Raw genomic sequence first — 14,731 nt, 5'->3', positions numbered from 1 at the left:
GAACATGTCGAACAAGCCGCTTGTTGAGCTGACCAACATCTGTAAATACTACTCAAGCGGGGAGGCGGAAGTTCGCGCGCTAGACGGCGTAGACTTAACCATTAATCAAGGTGAGTTTCTTTCGATTCTTGGCCCGTCTGGCTCGGGTAAATCAACGCTAATGAACATGCTCGGCTGTTTAGATAAGCCCACCGATGGCGAGTACCAACTTGGCGGCCAAAACGTAGCAAGTTTAAGTGCGAATGAGTTGGCTGGCATTCGTAACCAAAAGATCGGGTTTGTCTTCCAAAGCTTTAACTTATTGGAATACGCGACGGCGCTTGATAACGTGGCACTGCCGTTGGTTTACTCTGGCATCAAAGCCAAAGAACGTCGCCAGCGCGCAGCTAAATTGCTAGAGCAAGTCGGGCTAGGGGATCGTTTAGACCATAAACCAAACCAGCTTTCTGGTGGTCAAAAGCAGAGAGTTGCTATCGCCAGAGCCTTGGTCAACGATCCGCAAATCATCTTAGCGGATGAACCAACGGGTGCATTGGATTCAAAATCCGGCGCAGAGATTGAAGCCTTGTTCAATCAACTTCACGCTGAAGGCAGAACATTGATCATCGTGACGCACGATAACGCTCTGGCAGAGCGCACTAAACGCATCATCACCATCAAAGACGGCAAGGTAATTTCGGATAGGGTGCCGGTAAGTAGGGAGAAATGAGCTTTTCTTAATTGAGAACTGAGTTTTAAGGGAAATAGCGATACAGAGGCTATCTCCCTTTACTTTTATTCGCGATGTTCGTTTTGTCTCTCTTTTATCAAGTCATGCTTTTGTTCTTTAAGTAGAGTGATTGCGAGCTTAGTGTCCTTAATCAATTTACTGTTATCGTTGAGATCTTTGCTCTTCAAAGGCAAAACTAGATAATGAATGCTGCCATCTGCATTCTGTACTCCGGTAGCGATGATGACATCACCTTCAGACGCCGTACCAAAATACTCTGATACGACTTTGGTTTCGCTGACACCGTAGCTATCCAAATAGGATGACTCCGTATTGTCAAACAAGATAGGAACCCCTTGCTTAGCTAATGTTCGCAATTGTTTTTGCTTTTGCTCGTCGAATGGATAGTCGGTCGTACTGATGTAACTTACCTGTTCAGCTTCAATAAAATCGTACAGTTCATTGCTCAGTTCATTTAATGGGGCAGATATCCAAGGTGTAGCTGGAATGACGTCGGAAGTATCATCATTGCCACTTTGTGGTGTTGGAGTGGTAACCACCTTTTGAGCAGCATTGCTCTCAGGAGGCGTTACACTTATTGTCGCAGCGTCTTCTGTCTTGATTTGCTCGTCAAGTCTTGCAACAGGTTCGGTCTGGGCATTCTTGTTATTTGAATTAATCAGAAATATGGCGAGTACTGCACCAAGTGCTAGCGCCGATCCAGTCAAGAGTTTTTTGTTACTTGTCATGTGTCATGTCTTACCGTTTATTTCATTAGTAAATACGGCGGCCACTTATTTATTCCGTGGCCGCAGGCTAATAAGTTAGTGGTAGAGATCGTCATTCCAAGAGATAGTTACGGCTCGGCTAGTCTCTGTCCATTGACTGCTATCACGATTTTTCTTCCAGGTATTTTCTGGTGTGGTATACCAGCTACACCAGTCGCGACCAAAGTAGTAATTGGTTTTTCGCCAACCAGCAACCAGCTTGACCTCTGATGTATCTAGGCCATCTTGAATGTCATTTTTTCTATATACGACGCCGACTTGTGGTTTAAAGTCTGAACGCATAACGACAGGTAACTCATTGTAATCAATCAAATTACCCATGTCACAACTGGTCCAACGATACAATAACCAGTCTTTAGCTGGCGTATTATGGCGGATAGTCTTGTTTTCAATTAACCAATTAATGCTTTCGTTAGCTTGGTTAAAATCGGCAACCGTTTGAAACTCTGGCTGGTCGTACGTTACACGGTTGCTCCAGGAGATTCCCCCACTAATATTTGGAGAAGTAGAAGCACTGAATCCAAGGTTAAAATCTAGAGACTCACTGACAGATGCCGTTGCAATGGTGTTTTCGGGAGCATGGCTCATGTGGCGTAAAGGGGCGCCATTTAAATAGCTCAGTGCTAGCTTAAAAGCCGTTGGAACGGTGTAACGGTAATCTCCCCCAGTGGCAAAACCATAGATTTGTTCTTTGTTTGGAACATTAGTCATGTCGAAGCCAGAGCCGCCATTTAGGATCAACTTAGCTTCTTTAGCGCCATTTGGTAGTAAAGATTGGTTCCAGACATTTTCTAAAGAATAAATTAAGCGGATTTTTTTCGAGCGTGCATCACCATCATCAAGCTGAAGCAACGTCGAAGTGTAAGATTTTAATGTATCTTCAGCATGTGCTGGTGCTAAAGAACCAAGTAAAGCGAGTGCGATAATACTCGCGGAAAGATGCTGTTTTTCCATTATTGTTTCCTATTAGTCAGCCCATAAAGACTTTTGTTTTAAACTATCTTGATGGGCACTTTATAATTATGGACAGGTTATAAATTCAAGCTCAATAAATGAGCGGTGAAATAGTGCATCTTGTTTTTTATTAAAAAAAGAAAAAGGATAGATTCGTGGGATTAATGTCTCATAGTTTTTAAATTCACCTCTCAACTATAATAAATAAGAATTTGGTTATTAAGTCTTGCCTTTTTAAGTTATTGCTTAATTTTGATTTTCTAATGTTATATTGAGCTTTTTTATTGATAAAAGTGAATTTTATAAATGTTAGCCATGTTATTTTTAGGGCTTTTTGTTATACCAAACTAAGTAAAGTATCGTTATGTGGTCATCTCGGGTTTATGGTTTTAATTCAAATTAAAACAGTGTCTTATGTTTTTTTTGTTATTATTTTTTTAGAGCTTAATGTAATAGTTTAGTGATAAAGTCCGTCAATGAAGTTGCCATGTTCGTGTATGAAGTTATATGTGCTTTTACAGCAGGAAATTAAACTTTACGTTTAAGATGATAAAGATAGAAAAAGAAATAAATAAGATTATTAAATAATCATGTTTCGAGAATATAAGATGTAACGTACTTCTAATTAAACGAATGCTTGAATAAACGATGGAGTGTGAAAAGTGCTATTTAAGTTACGCTGTCCTATATTCCAGTTGGCGTATTGTTTATACAATGCGTTTTCTCGGCTTAAAACTGGTTTACGTACTGCTAATCTCTTATCCGTTTCTTAATTACACATATTGGCAATATGCTCGCCAAGTTACGTGTATTGGTGTCAATGAAAAACAGTATCTACGATAGCTCTCTCAGGGTTGGAACTGCCACTATGAATTTCCTTCATGTTCAATGTGAAACAATACCAATATTACTCAACTCGTGAAGCAAGTATAAAAAAAGGACTGCTCTGGTGTTAGGCACTGCGACGGTCATTTTTGTACTAACCGTTCGTCGTAAGTGCTGTGCAACCTAACGATTGGGAAAACCAAAAAACAAAAAATGTCCCCATGCACAGAGTTAGGAAAAGTCTGCTTTATCTAAGGAAATAGGATACCAACTCACGATGAATAACGATTTCACATTTGCTATCAAAAGCATTCGCTTTGATGAGAATTACCAACCATCAGACAACACGCGAATCACTACCAACTTTGCTAATCTGGCTCGCGGAAACTACCGCCGAGAGAATCTGCGCAATGCACTCCGAATGATCGACAATCGTTTTAATGCGTTGGCATATTGGGATAACGCGCAAGGTGACCGCTACTCCGTTGAACTTGAAATCATCTCCGTTGATATGGATATCCAAGGTAGTGGAGAAGCCTTCCCATCGATTGAAGTGCTCAAAACTAACATTGTTGACCACAACACTAACGAGCGTATCGAAGGCATTGTGGGCAACAACTTCTCTTCATACGTGCGTGATTACGACTTTAGCGTTTTGCTGTTGGACCACAACAAAAACCAGCCACAGTTCAGCATCCCAGCGAACTTCGGTGATTTGCATGGCAAACTGTTCAAAGCATTCGTTAATTCTGAGTCTTACAAACAGCATTTCAAAAAGCTGCCAGTGATTTGTCTGAGCGTATCGGACAACAAAGTATACCGACGTACTGAAAACCAACATCCTGTTTTGGGCTTTGAATATCAGCCGAACGAATCTTCGTTGACGGAGCAGTACTTCAAAAAGATGGGCTTACAGGTGCGCTACTTTATGCCGCCAAACAGTGTTGCACCATTGGCATTCTACTTCTTCGGTGACTTGTTGAACGATTATTCAAACCTAGAGCTTATCAGTACGATTAGCACGATGGAGACATTCCAGAAGATTTACCGACCTGAGATTTACAATGCCAACGCGGTTGCCGGTAATTGCTACCAGCCAAACCTAAAAAACCTAGACCACTCGCTAACTCAAATCGTTTACGACCGAGAAGAGCGCAGCCAACTGGCAGTTGAACAAGGGAAATTTGCCGAGGAGCATTTCATCAAACCCTATCAATCTGTGCTTGAACAATGGTCTGCAAGCTACGCGTAATCGATAACGAGAATCTAGAAAGGAATGACGATGAAAACACTATTACCGACTTCAACGGCTGGGAGCTTACCGAAACCTTCTTGGCTAGCGGAACCAGAAAAACTTTGGTCGCCGTGGAAACTGCAAGGTGAAGAACTGATTGATGGCAAACGCGATGCGCTACGTGTCGCTTTGCAAGAACAAGAGCTGGCAGGCGTTGATATCGTCAGTGATGGAGAGCAAACTCGGCAACATTTTGTGACGACCTTTATTGAGCATTTAAGCGGCGTAGATTTTGAAAACCGTAAAACGGTGACCATTCGCAACCGCTATGAAGCAAGTGTTCCGACGGTGGTTGGCCCAGTAAGCCGCACAAAGCCCGTGTTTGTTGAAGATGCAAAGTTCTTGCGTCAGCAAACTAAGCAACCTATCAAGTGGGCACTGCCAGGCCCTATGACGATGATCGATACGCTTTATGATGATCATTACGGTAGCCGTGAAAAGCTGGCTTGGGAATTTGCAAAGATCCTCAACCAAGAAGCGAAAGAGCTTGAAGCGGCAGGTGTCGATATCATTCAGTTTGATGAGCCTGCGTTCAATGTGTTCTTCGATGATGTGAACGAGTGGGGTATTGCATGTTTAGAGCGTGCGATTGAAGGGCTGAAATGTGAAACTGCAGTGCACATCTGCTATGGCTACGGCATCAAAGCGAACACAGATTGGAAGCAAACGCTAGGCACTGAATGGCGACAATACGAAGAAGTATTCCCTAAATTGCAGCAGTCAAATATCGATATTATCTCGCTTGAGTGTCATAACTCACGAGTGCCTATTGAGTTACTTGAGTTGATTCGTGGTAAGAAAGTGATGGTTGGTGCGATTGACGTTGCTACCAACGAAATTGAAACACCAGAAGAAGTGGCGAACACACTGCGAGAGGCGTTGAAGTACGTTGATGCCGACAAGCTTTACCCATGTACCAACTGCGGTATGGCGCCTTTGTCTCGTGAAGTATCGACCGCTAAGCTCAATGCGTTAAGTGCGGGTGCGGAGATCATTCGTAAAGAGTTGGTGGGTTGATATTAATACTTAGGCTCCGCACCATGAACTAAAGTTAGAGTCATTCCAGCGAGTCTAGACGAGACTAGGAATCTGATTACAGCTCGCTAGGAAATGACGATAACTTTCGCACTTCAAAGCACTCGGTGGGTAGCTCCTGAATCACGTTCGTCCCTCGCTGTTCAGGATGACGGATGTTGGAAGATATATTGCTCGCTACACACCTAGGTATTAGAGCAGTTTCAAGATAACGTCATTCCAGCGAGTTTAAGTGAGACTAGGAATCGGGTTACTGCTCGCTAGGAAATGACGATAACTTTCGCACTTCAAAGCACTCGGTGGGTAGATCCTGAATCACGTTCGTCCCTCGCTGTTCAGGATGATGGATGTTGGAAGATACATTGCTCGCCATCCACCAGGTATTAGAGCAGCTCCAAGGTAGGGTCATTCCAGCGAGTCTAGACGAGACTAGGAATCGGGTTACAGCTCGCTAGGAAATAGCGATAACTCTCGCACTTCAAAGCACTCGGTGGGTAGATCCTGAATCACGCTCGTCCCTCGCTGTTCTGGATGACGGATGTTGGAAGATACATTGCTCGCCATCCCTCAGGTATTAGAGCAGCTCTAAGGTAGGGTCATTCCAGCGAATCTAGACGAGACTAGGAATCTGATTACAGCACGCTAGGAAATAGCGATAACTTTCGCACTTCAAAGCACGTGATTAGTAGATTCTGAATCACTTCGTCCCTCGCTGTTCAGGATGACGGATGTTGGAAGATATATTGCTCGCCACACCCCTAGATATTAGAGCAGTTTCAAGATAACGTCATTCCAGCGAGTTTAAGTGAGACTAGGAATCGGGTTACTGCTCGCTAGGAAATGACGATAACTTTCGCACTTCAAAGCACTCGGTGGGTAGCTCCTGAATCACGCTCGTCCCTCGCTGTTCAGGATGACGGATGTTGGAAAATGCATTGCTCGCCACAACCCTAGGTATTAGAGCAGTTTCAAGATAGCGTCATTCCAGCGAGTCTAGACGAGACTAGGAATCTGATTACAGCTCGCTAGGAAATGACGATAACTTTAGAACTTCACAGCACTCGGTGAGTCGATCCTGAACCACGCTCGTTCCTCGATGTTCAGGGTGACCGTTTTAAATAAAAATGCCGCTCACAGTAAAGTGAGCGGCATACATTTCCCGTTTCCAGCCTCGGCCAGATTTAATTCAACTCCACGTTCTTCATCTCAGGATGCTTTAGCAATATCACACGAATCCAGTGATGCACCACCCACATCACCATCGCGGTGAGCAGAACAGCAACGAAAATCGAGCTGAAACGGTACAAGATCGAAAAGAACGCGTCTTTTTGTTCTGGCACCAATGAAGTCGTCAGCGGAACCGATAGGGCAGACATGGCAGAAAACGCGATAGCCGCTTTAATTTGCCCCTTTGTGAGCCACAAGCAGAATGGCCCCATTGCAATGGTAAAGGCGAGCCAAAAGAGTAGCCCATGCCCATACCAACTGCCCAATATCAGCTGAACAGCCATCCCTGCGATGCAGCCTAGTGCGGTGCCGATGATGCGAATTTTTGCCATGGCGAGCGAGCCTGCTAAAGTCATTGGGGTTAGGATGATCAAAATGGAAGCTTGTGCGGATAACGAGTCATATAAGTCCGCTACTTGGAATACGATAAACGCCGCCATCGCCACTACCCAACCCATGGCAACTTGGCTGATGTAGTCAATATCGCTTTTCACTGGGGTCGACATCTCAATGTGCTCGGTGGGGGACTTTGGCTCAGGGAACAACCAATACGCGAATGCGCAAACAAAAATATTGCTGAACGCCATCACCCACATGTTGACATTGAACTCTTCAATATCCATGAAGTTATAGCTGGCAAAATTCAACACAATTGAACCCACTAACAGCCCCATGTAACCAAATAAATAGGTTTTCTGGTTCATCATTGCAATACACTTGAACAGCATCATGATTCCGACGGCTACGGTCATTAATGTTGGATGAAACTGCAAGTATTCCAGCAAAAATGTGGCTTGTATGGTTGTCCACACCGCAGAGAAAAACACGATCAATAAAGCCGAAAGATTAAAGTTGTCCATTCTGCCCAATATAAACAGCGGCATCATGATGGCAAAAAATCCGTAAGACCAACCGAAGATCATGCTTAGCGCGAGCCCTAAAGAGCAGCCGAACCAAATTCGTAAGGTTTTCATTGTCGCCGCCTAGTAAATGAAGTGGAACCAGCTTGCGAGGTGAATCTGTGCTTGCGCCATCAACTGCCAGAAAATGCTGTTGTCTGGGTATAAAACAATGGTAGCGCGAGAGCCGACAAACAGTGCTGGTGGTAACTCTTCGCTGCTGGTTAGGTTCACTCGTGTACGCTGTGCATCACGTACCCAGCGGTTGTTCACTTCTACTTTGGTTAGTGCGCCATTAGGCGTTTGTTGTGCGGCTGCTACACCGTAATCGCGGCTAGCTAAATCAAAGTCGTACACTGAACCTGGGTTGGCATCAAATGTGACCAAGGCGTGGAAAGTCTTGTCTACGTTCGCGACGGATTTTTCACGAAAATCAACGGCTACCCAAAGTGATCCTGTTGGTACAAATGTCAGCAATGGCATGTTGGTGTTTGCCATCGTGCCAACTTCTAGTTGCAGGTTGGTCACGACACCATCACTGGGAGCGAGTACCGCGGTATTTGCCAAATCAAGTTGCGCCTTTTCGATGCCATTTTTGGCAATTCGAACGGCGGTGCTTTGACCTTTTTGATCGCCTAATTGCGCCTCAATGACTTTTAAGTTTTGTCGTTCCGCTTTAAGCGCTGCACGTGATACCTGATTTTGGGCAAAGGCATTATCGAGTGTCGATTGAGAGATGACTTTCTGCTTCGATAGTGTCAGTAAGCGGTTGTACTCGCGGTGTGCATTATCAAATGTCGCTCGTGCGCGGGCAATATTGGCAAGAGCGGCTTCGCGTTGAGAATACAGTGTTGCTTCTTTTTCATAAGCGGATTGCAGAGACAGCTCCGCCTGTTCAAGTGCTATCTTGTATTTACGATCATCAATCGTAAACAACACATCGCCTTTTTGAACGGACTGGTTATTCTCGATGAGAACGTCGGTCACTTTACCAGATACCTCGGGTGCGACTTGGACAACGTATCCTTGTACTCGTCCTTCGGTCGTTAAGGGGGCGTGGCGGTCAGCAATGATAATGTACAAAAATAGTACGATGAACAGGACAATCAAAGTTCGCATCCAGTGTTTGAATTTTTGTTCAGCCGTCATTACAAGTTCCGTTAAACATATTTGATAGCGGATTATAGAGAAGTCACCCACAATTCAGTAGAATGATAATACGAACATGAATGACCTAAAAATAGGACAATGAACGTTAGTTTTGATGATATTTACCTATTCACTCAGACGGTGGTTCACCGCGGTATAAGTGCAGCGGCAGAGGCGAATCAACTACAACGCTCAAAAGTGAGTCGTCGCCTGCAAGAATTAGAGAAATCGCTCGGGGTACAGCTTTTGATCCGCACAACACGCAGCATTGAGTTGACGGAGCATGGAAAACGCTTGTTTGAGTTGGTGGGGCAGCCTATTGACCATATTCAGCAAGGTTTAAATGCCATGCACGAATATCAACAAGAGCTGACGGGCAAGGTGCGTTTAGCCATTCCTTCCGCATTGATGAGCTCTGCCGCGTTTAACGCGATCATCACTGAGTACACAACGCGGTATCCGGAGATTTCGGTCGAGATTGAAAACCATCAAGAGAGTGTCGATCTCAAGCGTCAATCGTTTGATTTACAGCTTCTTCCGAGCGTGGTCAAAGTCACCGATGACAGCTATGTGCAGTTCAGTCTTTTGCCTTATCGTAGTCACTTTGTTGCGTCAAAAGCCTATCTAGAATCGCATCCGCCAGTAAAAACGGTGGAAGATCTTAAGCAGCATCGCCTTTTAACTAATCGTTACAATGCCGATTTGCTCGATTCAGATCTGCATGTGGCGTTGCGTTCGGATGACCTCAACTTGCTGCGCTCGATGGCGATAGCAGGAAACGGCATCGCGTTTATTCCTCAAATTCATTCCAAGCCTGCACTGAGAGACGGTTTGTTGGTCGAGGTGCTGCCTCAATTCGCGCATCCGAAGCAGCATCTTACTCTGATTTATCCCTCGGCCTTATTTCTGCCCAATAAAGTCAAAGCCTTGATTGAACTAATTCGAGAGAAATTTAAATAGTCAGTTCAAACCACTCTTACCTAAGGGCAAATGTGTGAGCGAAGGTCATCTTTCTAGGTTTTATTGCTCTAACATGAAAGGGTTCTGATACATTAACTGTTGCTCAACTTGTTGAGTATGGTTTGTGGTCGCACAAGATAGGAGATGGAAATGTTATCGAAAGGAAACACGGGCCTGATTGTGGTGGATGTTCAGGGCAAACTCGCTACATTAATGCATGAAAGCGACGCACTGATTGAAAATATCACGAAACTGGTAAAGGGCGCCAAAGCACTAGATTTGCCTATTCTGTGGCTAGAACAGAATCCAGAAAGGTTGGGCCCAACCGCGGAGCCGATTCGTGAAGTGCTTGAAAGCACGCATTTACCTATTACCAAGTACACGTTTGATGGTTGCAAAGAGGCGACGTTTAAGGTCGCGGTGGAGAACGCGAAAGTTGATACCTGGTTGGTTTGCGGTATTGAATCCCACATTTGCGTCTATCAAACCGCGGTTTCTCTGCGCCAGTCCGGTTATCGCGTTGAATTAGTCACGGATTGTGTCTCTTCCCGAACCGCTGCCAATAAAGCGCTCGCTCTTGCGAAGTTAACCGCTAACGGTGTGGTGCTCACTGGGTTAGAAATGTGTTTGTATGAAATGGTCGAAGATTGCCGAGCACCTGAATTTAAAGAAATTCTGGCGCTCATCAAATAGTGGAATCACTGTAATCAGCAACAACTTTATTTGAACACGCTATTCAAATTCTCGTTGATATCTTGGCAACATCGACTCGTTGCCAAGTAACCCGCCTTGGTGAATATAAATCACCGTTTTATCTGTGTTCTCTTCCAACCAAGGGGTGAGGCATTGCCACATATACGGGTCGTATAACAGGTCAAATTCGAGGTCGGTTTGCTCAAAGAGTGCTTTCCATGTGATGTAATCTTCTTCGTACAAGCGACCAAAATGGTGTTTGTTGCGCACGGTTAAAATGGTTGGGTGGCTGTTTTCACCGAGCTGGTTGAACTGCTCAGTTAAGTAATCTGCATCGCCTACGCAAGGGCAAGTTAGCACTTCTATGCCGTGTGGGCTTAAATGTTTATGAAGATATAAAGCCGTCGTGCCAGTACCTGATGGCAGGGCGACCGTAAACTGCTCTTTACCTCTCAATCGCGTCCAATCAAGAATTTCTCGTGCTAACTGTTTGATGCCAGCTTCAGCGAGGTGGGAACGTCCACCCTCTGGAATCAGCAATGTCGACTCATCTACTCTTCGTACCTGGTGGATGTATTCACTAGGGTGAAGTTCGCTACCGATGTCTTGCATGGCGGTGATTTTCATACCCAAATCGAGAGCGCCGCGATAGTTTCCGATGGGGGAGCTTTTTAGCCAAGATGGAATGTGATGAACATAAAACTCAAATGCCCAACCTTTAATCTGGGCGAGAGCCGCTAGCGAGTACATGGCATTAGATTGAGCGGAGCCAAAGCTTATTAACGTGGTGACGTCGGGATTTTGCTCTTCCATTAACGTCATAAACTTACGTGCTTTGTTCCCAGAAAAGTGAGAATGCAGCATGTCATCACGCTTAAGAAAAAACGTATGACCGTTGAAGTTGTGTTGAGTTATCGGGCTTTCAGAGAGTTTCATGTGACTGCTGACGTGTCCAACCACGCGACCTTGCCGTTAAAAAGGGCGCGTAGTGTAACGCCATTAAACCCAGATAAAAAGTCTGTGTTTCAGTACAACCATTTCGGTTATTCCTGATGCTCTGACGCAAGATCAATTACTGCCTCACAACCACCTTCTGGATGTGTACCAATCTTAAATTGCCAGCCATAGCGTTGACACAAATCATCCACAATCATCAAACCTAATCCGTGCCCATCAGAATGTGGAATGGTTGAAAAGCCTTCACCTTCATCGCGCACCGAGATGGTGTTTTCATCCATGCTGATATGAATTGATCCCGATGGTGTCGCGGCGATGCCGTTGCGAATCAGGTTGCCAAGAATAATGGTCAACACGGCATTCGTCGCGCGCGTTCTTGGGTTGCCGTCTATCTGTACATTAAAGCTGAGTGCTTTCTCATCCGCCTGAGCTTGGCTTTGGAAGATGATTTGGTTGAGTTCTTCTTCGGTGATGCTGCGTACTGGTGAATCATCTGCATTACGCTCGTAACGCACTAAGCCGAGTAGGGCATCCACCATGGTCGACATCTGCTGCGTTGCATCCTGAATTCGGTTCACTTGGCGGTTTTGGAAATCCGTGTTCGTACTTCTCGCCAGTAAGCTGCTTGAGCCTTTCATCACGGTTAACGGTGTACGCAGTTCATGGCTTGCGTATCGTGCAAAGGCTTGCTCGCGCTTGATGACTTGGTTGATTTTGTGGCGGTACTCATTCAACTCATCCGCAAGGGTTTGGAACTCTTTGGCCGAGCCCTCAGGCACACTAAAGGTCTGCGTGGCATCGCCTTGGTGATGATCGAGTTGGGTTTTAAGCGCATTGACGGGTTCAATTAAGCGCTGTGATAAACGCAGCAGCAGGCTACCAAACAGGAACACCAATACGGCGACAATGGAGAGCACCATAGCGACGACGAGAATGAATTCCTCTGAGGTGATCTCGATTTCATCAATCAAGGAAACCAGAATAACGGGATGTTCAACGCCTTTGTAGGTGTAAGTGCTCATGTAAACCATGCGCGAGTATTCACCGTCTTCTACTTCATCAAGAAAGTGCTTTTGACCAATCAGGTATTTTTGGTAGCGCTCGGCAACCAATGAGATGTCGTTGTATGCGGTGGTGAGCAGGTCAAGCTGAATACTACCTTGCTCTGGGTGGGACTGGAAATGTTCAATCGCTTCTTTTTTGTCGACCATAATACGACGCTCGCCCACGCGGTCTTCAGACCAAAGCAGGGAGCCGGTAATCAACAAAAAGCAGAAGATGCCAATCACGACCGACACAAAAGAGAAAAACAGAGCGAGTCGCCCTGTCATACTTTGTGTGCTTTGCGTGCTAGCAAGTAAGCGATTGATCATGCACCAGTCTCCAATCGGAAGCCAACTTTCGGCACGGTGATAAGCACATGTTGTTCAAATGGCTTATCAAGTTGGTTACGCAGTTGGTAAATGTGGCTGCGCAGAACGTCGTTGTTCGGCTCGTTCTCTTGCCAAAGTTGGAAGGCGATTTCTTCGCGTGTCACTACGTCTGGCGCGCTTTTCACAAGCATTTCCAGAATGGTGTAAGTGGTTGGGTTTAGCGCTAGCAGTTTATCTTGGCGGTAAGCTTTACGTGTTTTTTGGTCGATAGAAACTTCACCGTATTCCAACTTACTCGATGCGACAGTGCCACGGTAACGGCGGATCAGTGCCATCATGCGCGCTTCAAGAATATCCAGATCGAAAGGTTTGGTCAGATAGTCATCCGCACCGTGTTGGAAGCCTTTGAGCATATCGTCACGGCTATCGAGCGCCGTCAGCATAAGTACCGGTGTGTTGTTGCCCGCGTCTCGAAGTTTATTACACATGGTCAGGCCATCCATGCGTGGCAGCATGAGGTCGAGCAAGATGATGTCGAAGGTGTTTTCCATCGCCAGTTTCAGGCCGAGCTCGCCGTTGTCTGCATAATCGAGTTCCATACCTGCACACTCAAAATAATCGAACAGCATGCCTGCGATTTCTCGATTATCTTCGACTAAAAGTACGCGTTTCATGTATTTCTCTCCAAGTGGGCAGGTGTTCGAAAATAAGACTTCTTTTTAACCGAACATTATTCACTAAGGGCGTGAAAAAGATGTCAATAACATCTCTTTCACGTTGATGTTTGTAGACTGGATTCATTCATCGGATTTAGTGGAAGAGTAGCATGTCAACCTTCAACATTCACGCTGCAACCTTTTCAAAGGTGAGCCAACACACTGAGCCTAAAACAGTTTTGTCTGTTGTGGTGCCATTCTTTAACGAGCAAGAAGTCTTACCTGAATTTCATCGTCGTTTAGCCGCCGTTTTGGATGAAATGCCAGAACGCTGTGAAATCGTTTATGTGGACGACGGCAGCAAAGACGACAGCCTAATGATCGCGCAAAACTTTTCTCAATCTTCTAGCGACGTTCGTTGTATTGCATTAAGCCGTAACTTTGGCAAAGAGTCCGCCATGAGTGCGGGTCTGGAACACTGCCAAGGTGAAGCGGTGATCGTGATTGATGCCGACTTGCAAGACCCACCGGAGTTGATCCCGCAAATGGTATCAAAATGGCGTGAAGGGTATGACGTGGTGAACATGCAGCGCAGTGAACGCCACGGTGAAACTTGGTTCAAACGCTTCTCGGCCGCTTGCTTTTACAAAGTGCTTAATAGCATGGCGAAATTGGATGTGCCGGAGAACGTGGGCGATTTCCGTCTACTGAGCGCAAAAGTGGTCAAACACATCAATGCGCTGCCGGAACGTAACCGATACATGAAAGGTATTTTTTCTTGGCCGGGTTTCAAGCAAGTGACGGTTCAGTTTGAGCGTGACGCTCGTTTCTGTGGTGAAACAAAATGGAACTACCTCAAGCTGATTGGCCTTGCAATGGACGGCATTACCTCGTTTTCCATTCGTCCTTTGCGCTTAGCGACACTTGCCGGTGCGTTAGTGGCGTTCAGTGCCTTTATCTATGGCGCATTCATAGTGATAAAAACCGTTGTGTTTGGTGAGCCTGTCACTGGCTACCCATCCATGATGGTCGTCCAACTTGCATTGGGCGGTGTGCAACTGCTGTCGATTGGCCTTTTGGGCGAATACATTGGCCGCATTTTTGTCGAGACCAAGCAACGTCCTCTTTATCTTGTTCAGTCTGTTTACGAGCAGCCTGCAAAACATCAATCCATCCAAACCATGAAGTTTAAACTGGGAGAAACCGCGTAAT

General features: G+C 45.4%; 13 protein-coding genes. 6 read left to right on the top strand and 7 right to left on the bottom strand.

The window, feature by feature from the left end; genetic code table 11:
- The first annotated feature begins 4 nt into the window (after positions 1-4).
- On the top strand, positions 5-709 hold the full coding sequence (locus R7Q11_RS13925; RefSeq protein ID WP_130545155.1) for an ABC transporter ATP-binding protein: 705 nt from the start codon (positions 5-7) through the stop codon (positions 707-709).
- Positions 710-774: 65 nt separating this feature from the next.
- Here R7Q11_RS13925 and R7Q11_RS13920 read toward each other — a convergent pair whose 3' ends face one another.
- Complete coding sequence (locus R7Q11_RS13920) at positions 775-1,458, bottom strand: topoisomerase I (protein ID WP_225466527.1); 684 nt, start codon at positions 1,456-1,458, stop codon at positions 775-777.
- A gap of 75 nt (positions 1,459-1,533) precedes the next feature.
- A complete protein-coding gene (locus tag R7Q11_RS13915; RefSeq protein WP_005376731.1) occupies positions 1,534-2,451 on the bottom strand; it encodes a leukocidin family pore-forming toxin in 918 nt (305 codons plus the stop codon).
- A gap of 1,102 nt (positions 2,452-3,553) precedes the next feature.
- On the opposite strand from R7Q11_RS13915, the gene R7Q11_RS13910 reads away from it, so the two are divergent.
- Positions 3,554-4,528: a DUF1852 domain-containing protein gene (locus R7Q11_RS13910; RefSeq protein ID WP_025767248.1), complete on the top strand. Its 975-nt coding sequence runs from the start codon at positions 3,554-3,556 to the stop codon at positions 4,526-4,528.
- Between the two features lie 30 nt (positions 4,529-4,558).
- A complete protein-coding gene (locus tag R7Q11_RS13905) occupies positions 4,559-5,587 on the top strand; it encodes a methionine synthase (RefSeq protein ID WP_031780992.1) in 1,029 nt (342 codons plus the stop codon).
- A 1,199-nt stretch (positions 5,588-6,786) separates the two neighbouring features.
- Here the strand turns inward: R7Q11_RS13905 and R7Q11_RS13900 are convergent.
- Together R7Q11_RS13900 and R7Q11_RS13895 are read right to left on the bottom strand one after the other, a co-directional pair.
- Entirely contained in the window at positions 6,787-7,806 is a 1,020-nt protein-coding gene (locus R7Q11_RS13900; RefSeq protein ID WP_086046920.1) for a DUF2955 domain-containing protein, read from the bottom strand.
- 9 nt (positions 7,807-7,815) lie between these two features.
- A complete protein-coding gene (locus R7Q11_RS13895) occupies positions 7,816-8,880 on the bottom strand; it encodes an HlyD family secretion protein (protein WP_161441098.1) in 1,065 nt (354 codons plus the stop codon).
- A 99-nt stretch (positions 8,881-8,979) separates the two neighbouring features.
- Between R7Q11_RS13895 and R7Q11_RS13890 the strand changes: the two genes are divergently transcribed.
- Both R7Q11_RS13890 and R7Q11_RS13885 read left to right on the top strand, forming a co-directional pair.
- Positions 8,980-9,840 carry a LysR family transcriptional regulator gene (locus R7Q11_RS13890; RefSeq protein WP_086046918.1) on the top strand — a complete coding sequence of 287 codons (861 nt, stop codon included), beginning with the start codon at positions 8,980-8,982 and terminating at the stop codon, positions 9,838-9,840.
- A gap of 150 nt (positions 9,841-9,990) precedes the next feature.
- The gene (locus R7Q11_RS13885; RefSeq protein WP_005457944.1) at positions 9,991-10,533 is read left to right on the top strand and encodes a hydrolase; all 543 of its coding nucleotides are present in this window, start codon (positions 9,991-9,993) and stop codon (positions 10,531-10,533) included.
- 39 nt (positions 10,534-10,572) lie between these two features.
- Here R7Q11_RS13885 and R7Q11_RS13880 read toward each other — a convergent pair whose 3' ends face one another.
- From R7Q11_RS13880 to R7Q11_RS13870, 3 genes are all read right to left on the bottom strand, one after another.
- Positions 10,573-11,469, bottom strand: a complete 897-nt coding sequence (locus R7Q11_RS13880) for a 1-aminocyclopropane-1-carboxylate deaminase/D-cysteine desulfhydrase (protein ID WP_225466526.1) — start codon at positions 11,467-11,469, stop codon at positions 10,573-10,575.
- A 107-nt stretch (positions 11,470-11,576) separates the two neighbouring features.
- Positions 11,577-12,863 (bottom strand): sensor histidine kinase, encoded by a 1,287-nt coding sequence (locus R7Q11_RS13875; protein WP_225466525.1) that lies wholly within the window; start codon positions 12,861-12,863, stop codon positions 11,577-11,579.
- Positions 12,860-13,537: a response regulator transcription factor gene (locus tag R7Q11_RS13870; RefSeq protein ID WP_005389368.1), complete on the bottom strand. Its 678-nt coding sequence runs from the start codon at positions 13,535-13,537 to the stop codon at positions 12,860-12,862. The genes R7Q11_RS13875 and R7Q11_RS13870 overlap by 4 nt, the downstream gene beginning before the upstream one ends.
- A 152-nt stretch (positions 13,538-13,689) precedes the next feature.
- Between R7Q11_RS13870 and R7Q11_RS13865 the strand changes: the two genes are divergently transcribed.
- Complete coding sequence (locus R7Q11_RS13865) at positions 13,690-14,730, top strand: glycosyltransferase family 2 protein (protein WP_115386170.1); 1,041 nt, start codon at positions 13,690-13,692, stop codon at positions 14,728-14,730.
- The last annotated feature ends 1 nt before the right edge of the window (position 14,731 follow it).

Source organism: Vibrio sp. 970 (assembly GCF_033339075.1).
This window is presented reverse-complemented; position numbering and strand designations above follow the sequence as displayed.

Excerpts from the sequence above, each read along its gene's own strand:
- R7Q11_RS13925 (WP_130545155.1), top strand. The coding sequence starts at position 5 with ATGTCGAACAAGCCGCTTGTTGAGCTGACCAACATCTGTAAATACTAC.
- R7Q11_RS13920 (WP_225466527.1), bottom strand. The coding sequence starts at position 1,458 with ATGACAAGTAACAAAAAACTCTTGACTGGATCGGCGCTAGCACTTGGT.
- R7Q11_RS13915 (WP_005376731.1), bottom strand. The coding sequence starts at position 2,451 with ATGGAAAAACAGCATCTTTCCGCGAGTATTATCGCACTCGCTTTACTT.
- R7Q11_RS13910 (WP_025767248.1), top strand. The coding sequence starts at position 3,554 with ATGAATAACGATTTCACATTTGCTATCAAAAGCATTCGCTTTGATGAG.
- R7Q11_RS13905 (WP_031780992.1), top strand. The coding sequence starts at position 4,559 with ATGAAAACACTATTACCGACTTCAACGGCTGGGAGCTTACCGAAACCT.
- R7Q11_RS13900 (WP_086046920.1), bottom strand. The coding sequence starts at position 7,806 with ATGAAAACCTTACGAATTTGGTTCGGCTGCTCTTTAGGGCTCGCGCTA.
- R7Q11_RS13895 (WP_161441098.1), bottom strand. The coding sequence starts at position 8,880 with ATGACGGCTGAACAAAAATTCAAACACTGGATGCGAACTTTGATTGTC.
- R7Q11_RS13890 (WP_086046918.1), top strand. The coding sequence starts at position 8,980 with ATGAACGTTAGTTTTGATGATATTTACCTATTCACTCAGACGGTGGTT.
- R7Q11_RS13885 (WP_005457944.1), top strand. The coding sequence starts at position 9,991 with ATGTTATCGAAAGGAAACACGGGCCTGATTGTGGTGGATGTTCAGGGC.
- R7Q11_RS13880 (WP_225466526.1), bottom strand. The coding sequence starts at position 11,469 with ATGAAACTCTCTGAAAGCCCGATAACTCAACACAACTTCAACGGTCAT.
- R7Q11_RS13875 (WP_225466525.1), bottom strand. The coding sequence starts at position 12,863 with ATGATCAATCGCTTACTTGCTAGCACGCAAAGCACACAAAGTATGACA.
- R7Q11_RS13870 (WP_005389368.1), bottom strand. The coding sequence starts at position 13,537 with ATGAAACGCGTACTTTTAGTCGAAGATAATCGAGAAATCGCAGGCATG.
- R7Q11_RS13865 (WP_115386170.1), top strand. The coding sequence starts at position 13,690 with ATGTCAACCTTCAACATTCACGCTGCAACCTTTTCAAAGGTGAGCCAA.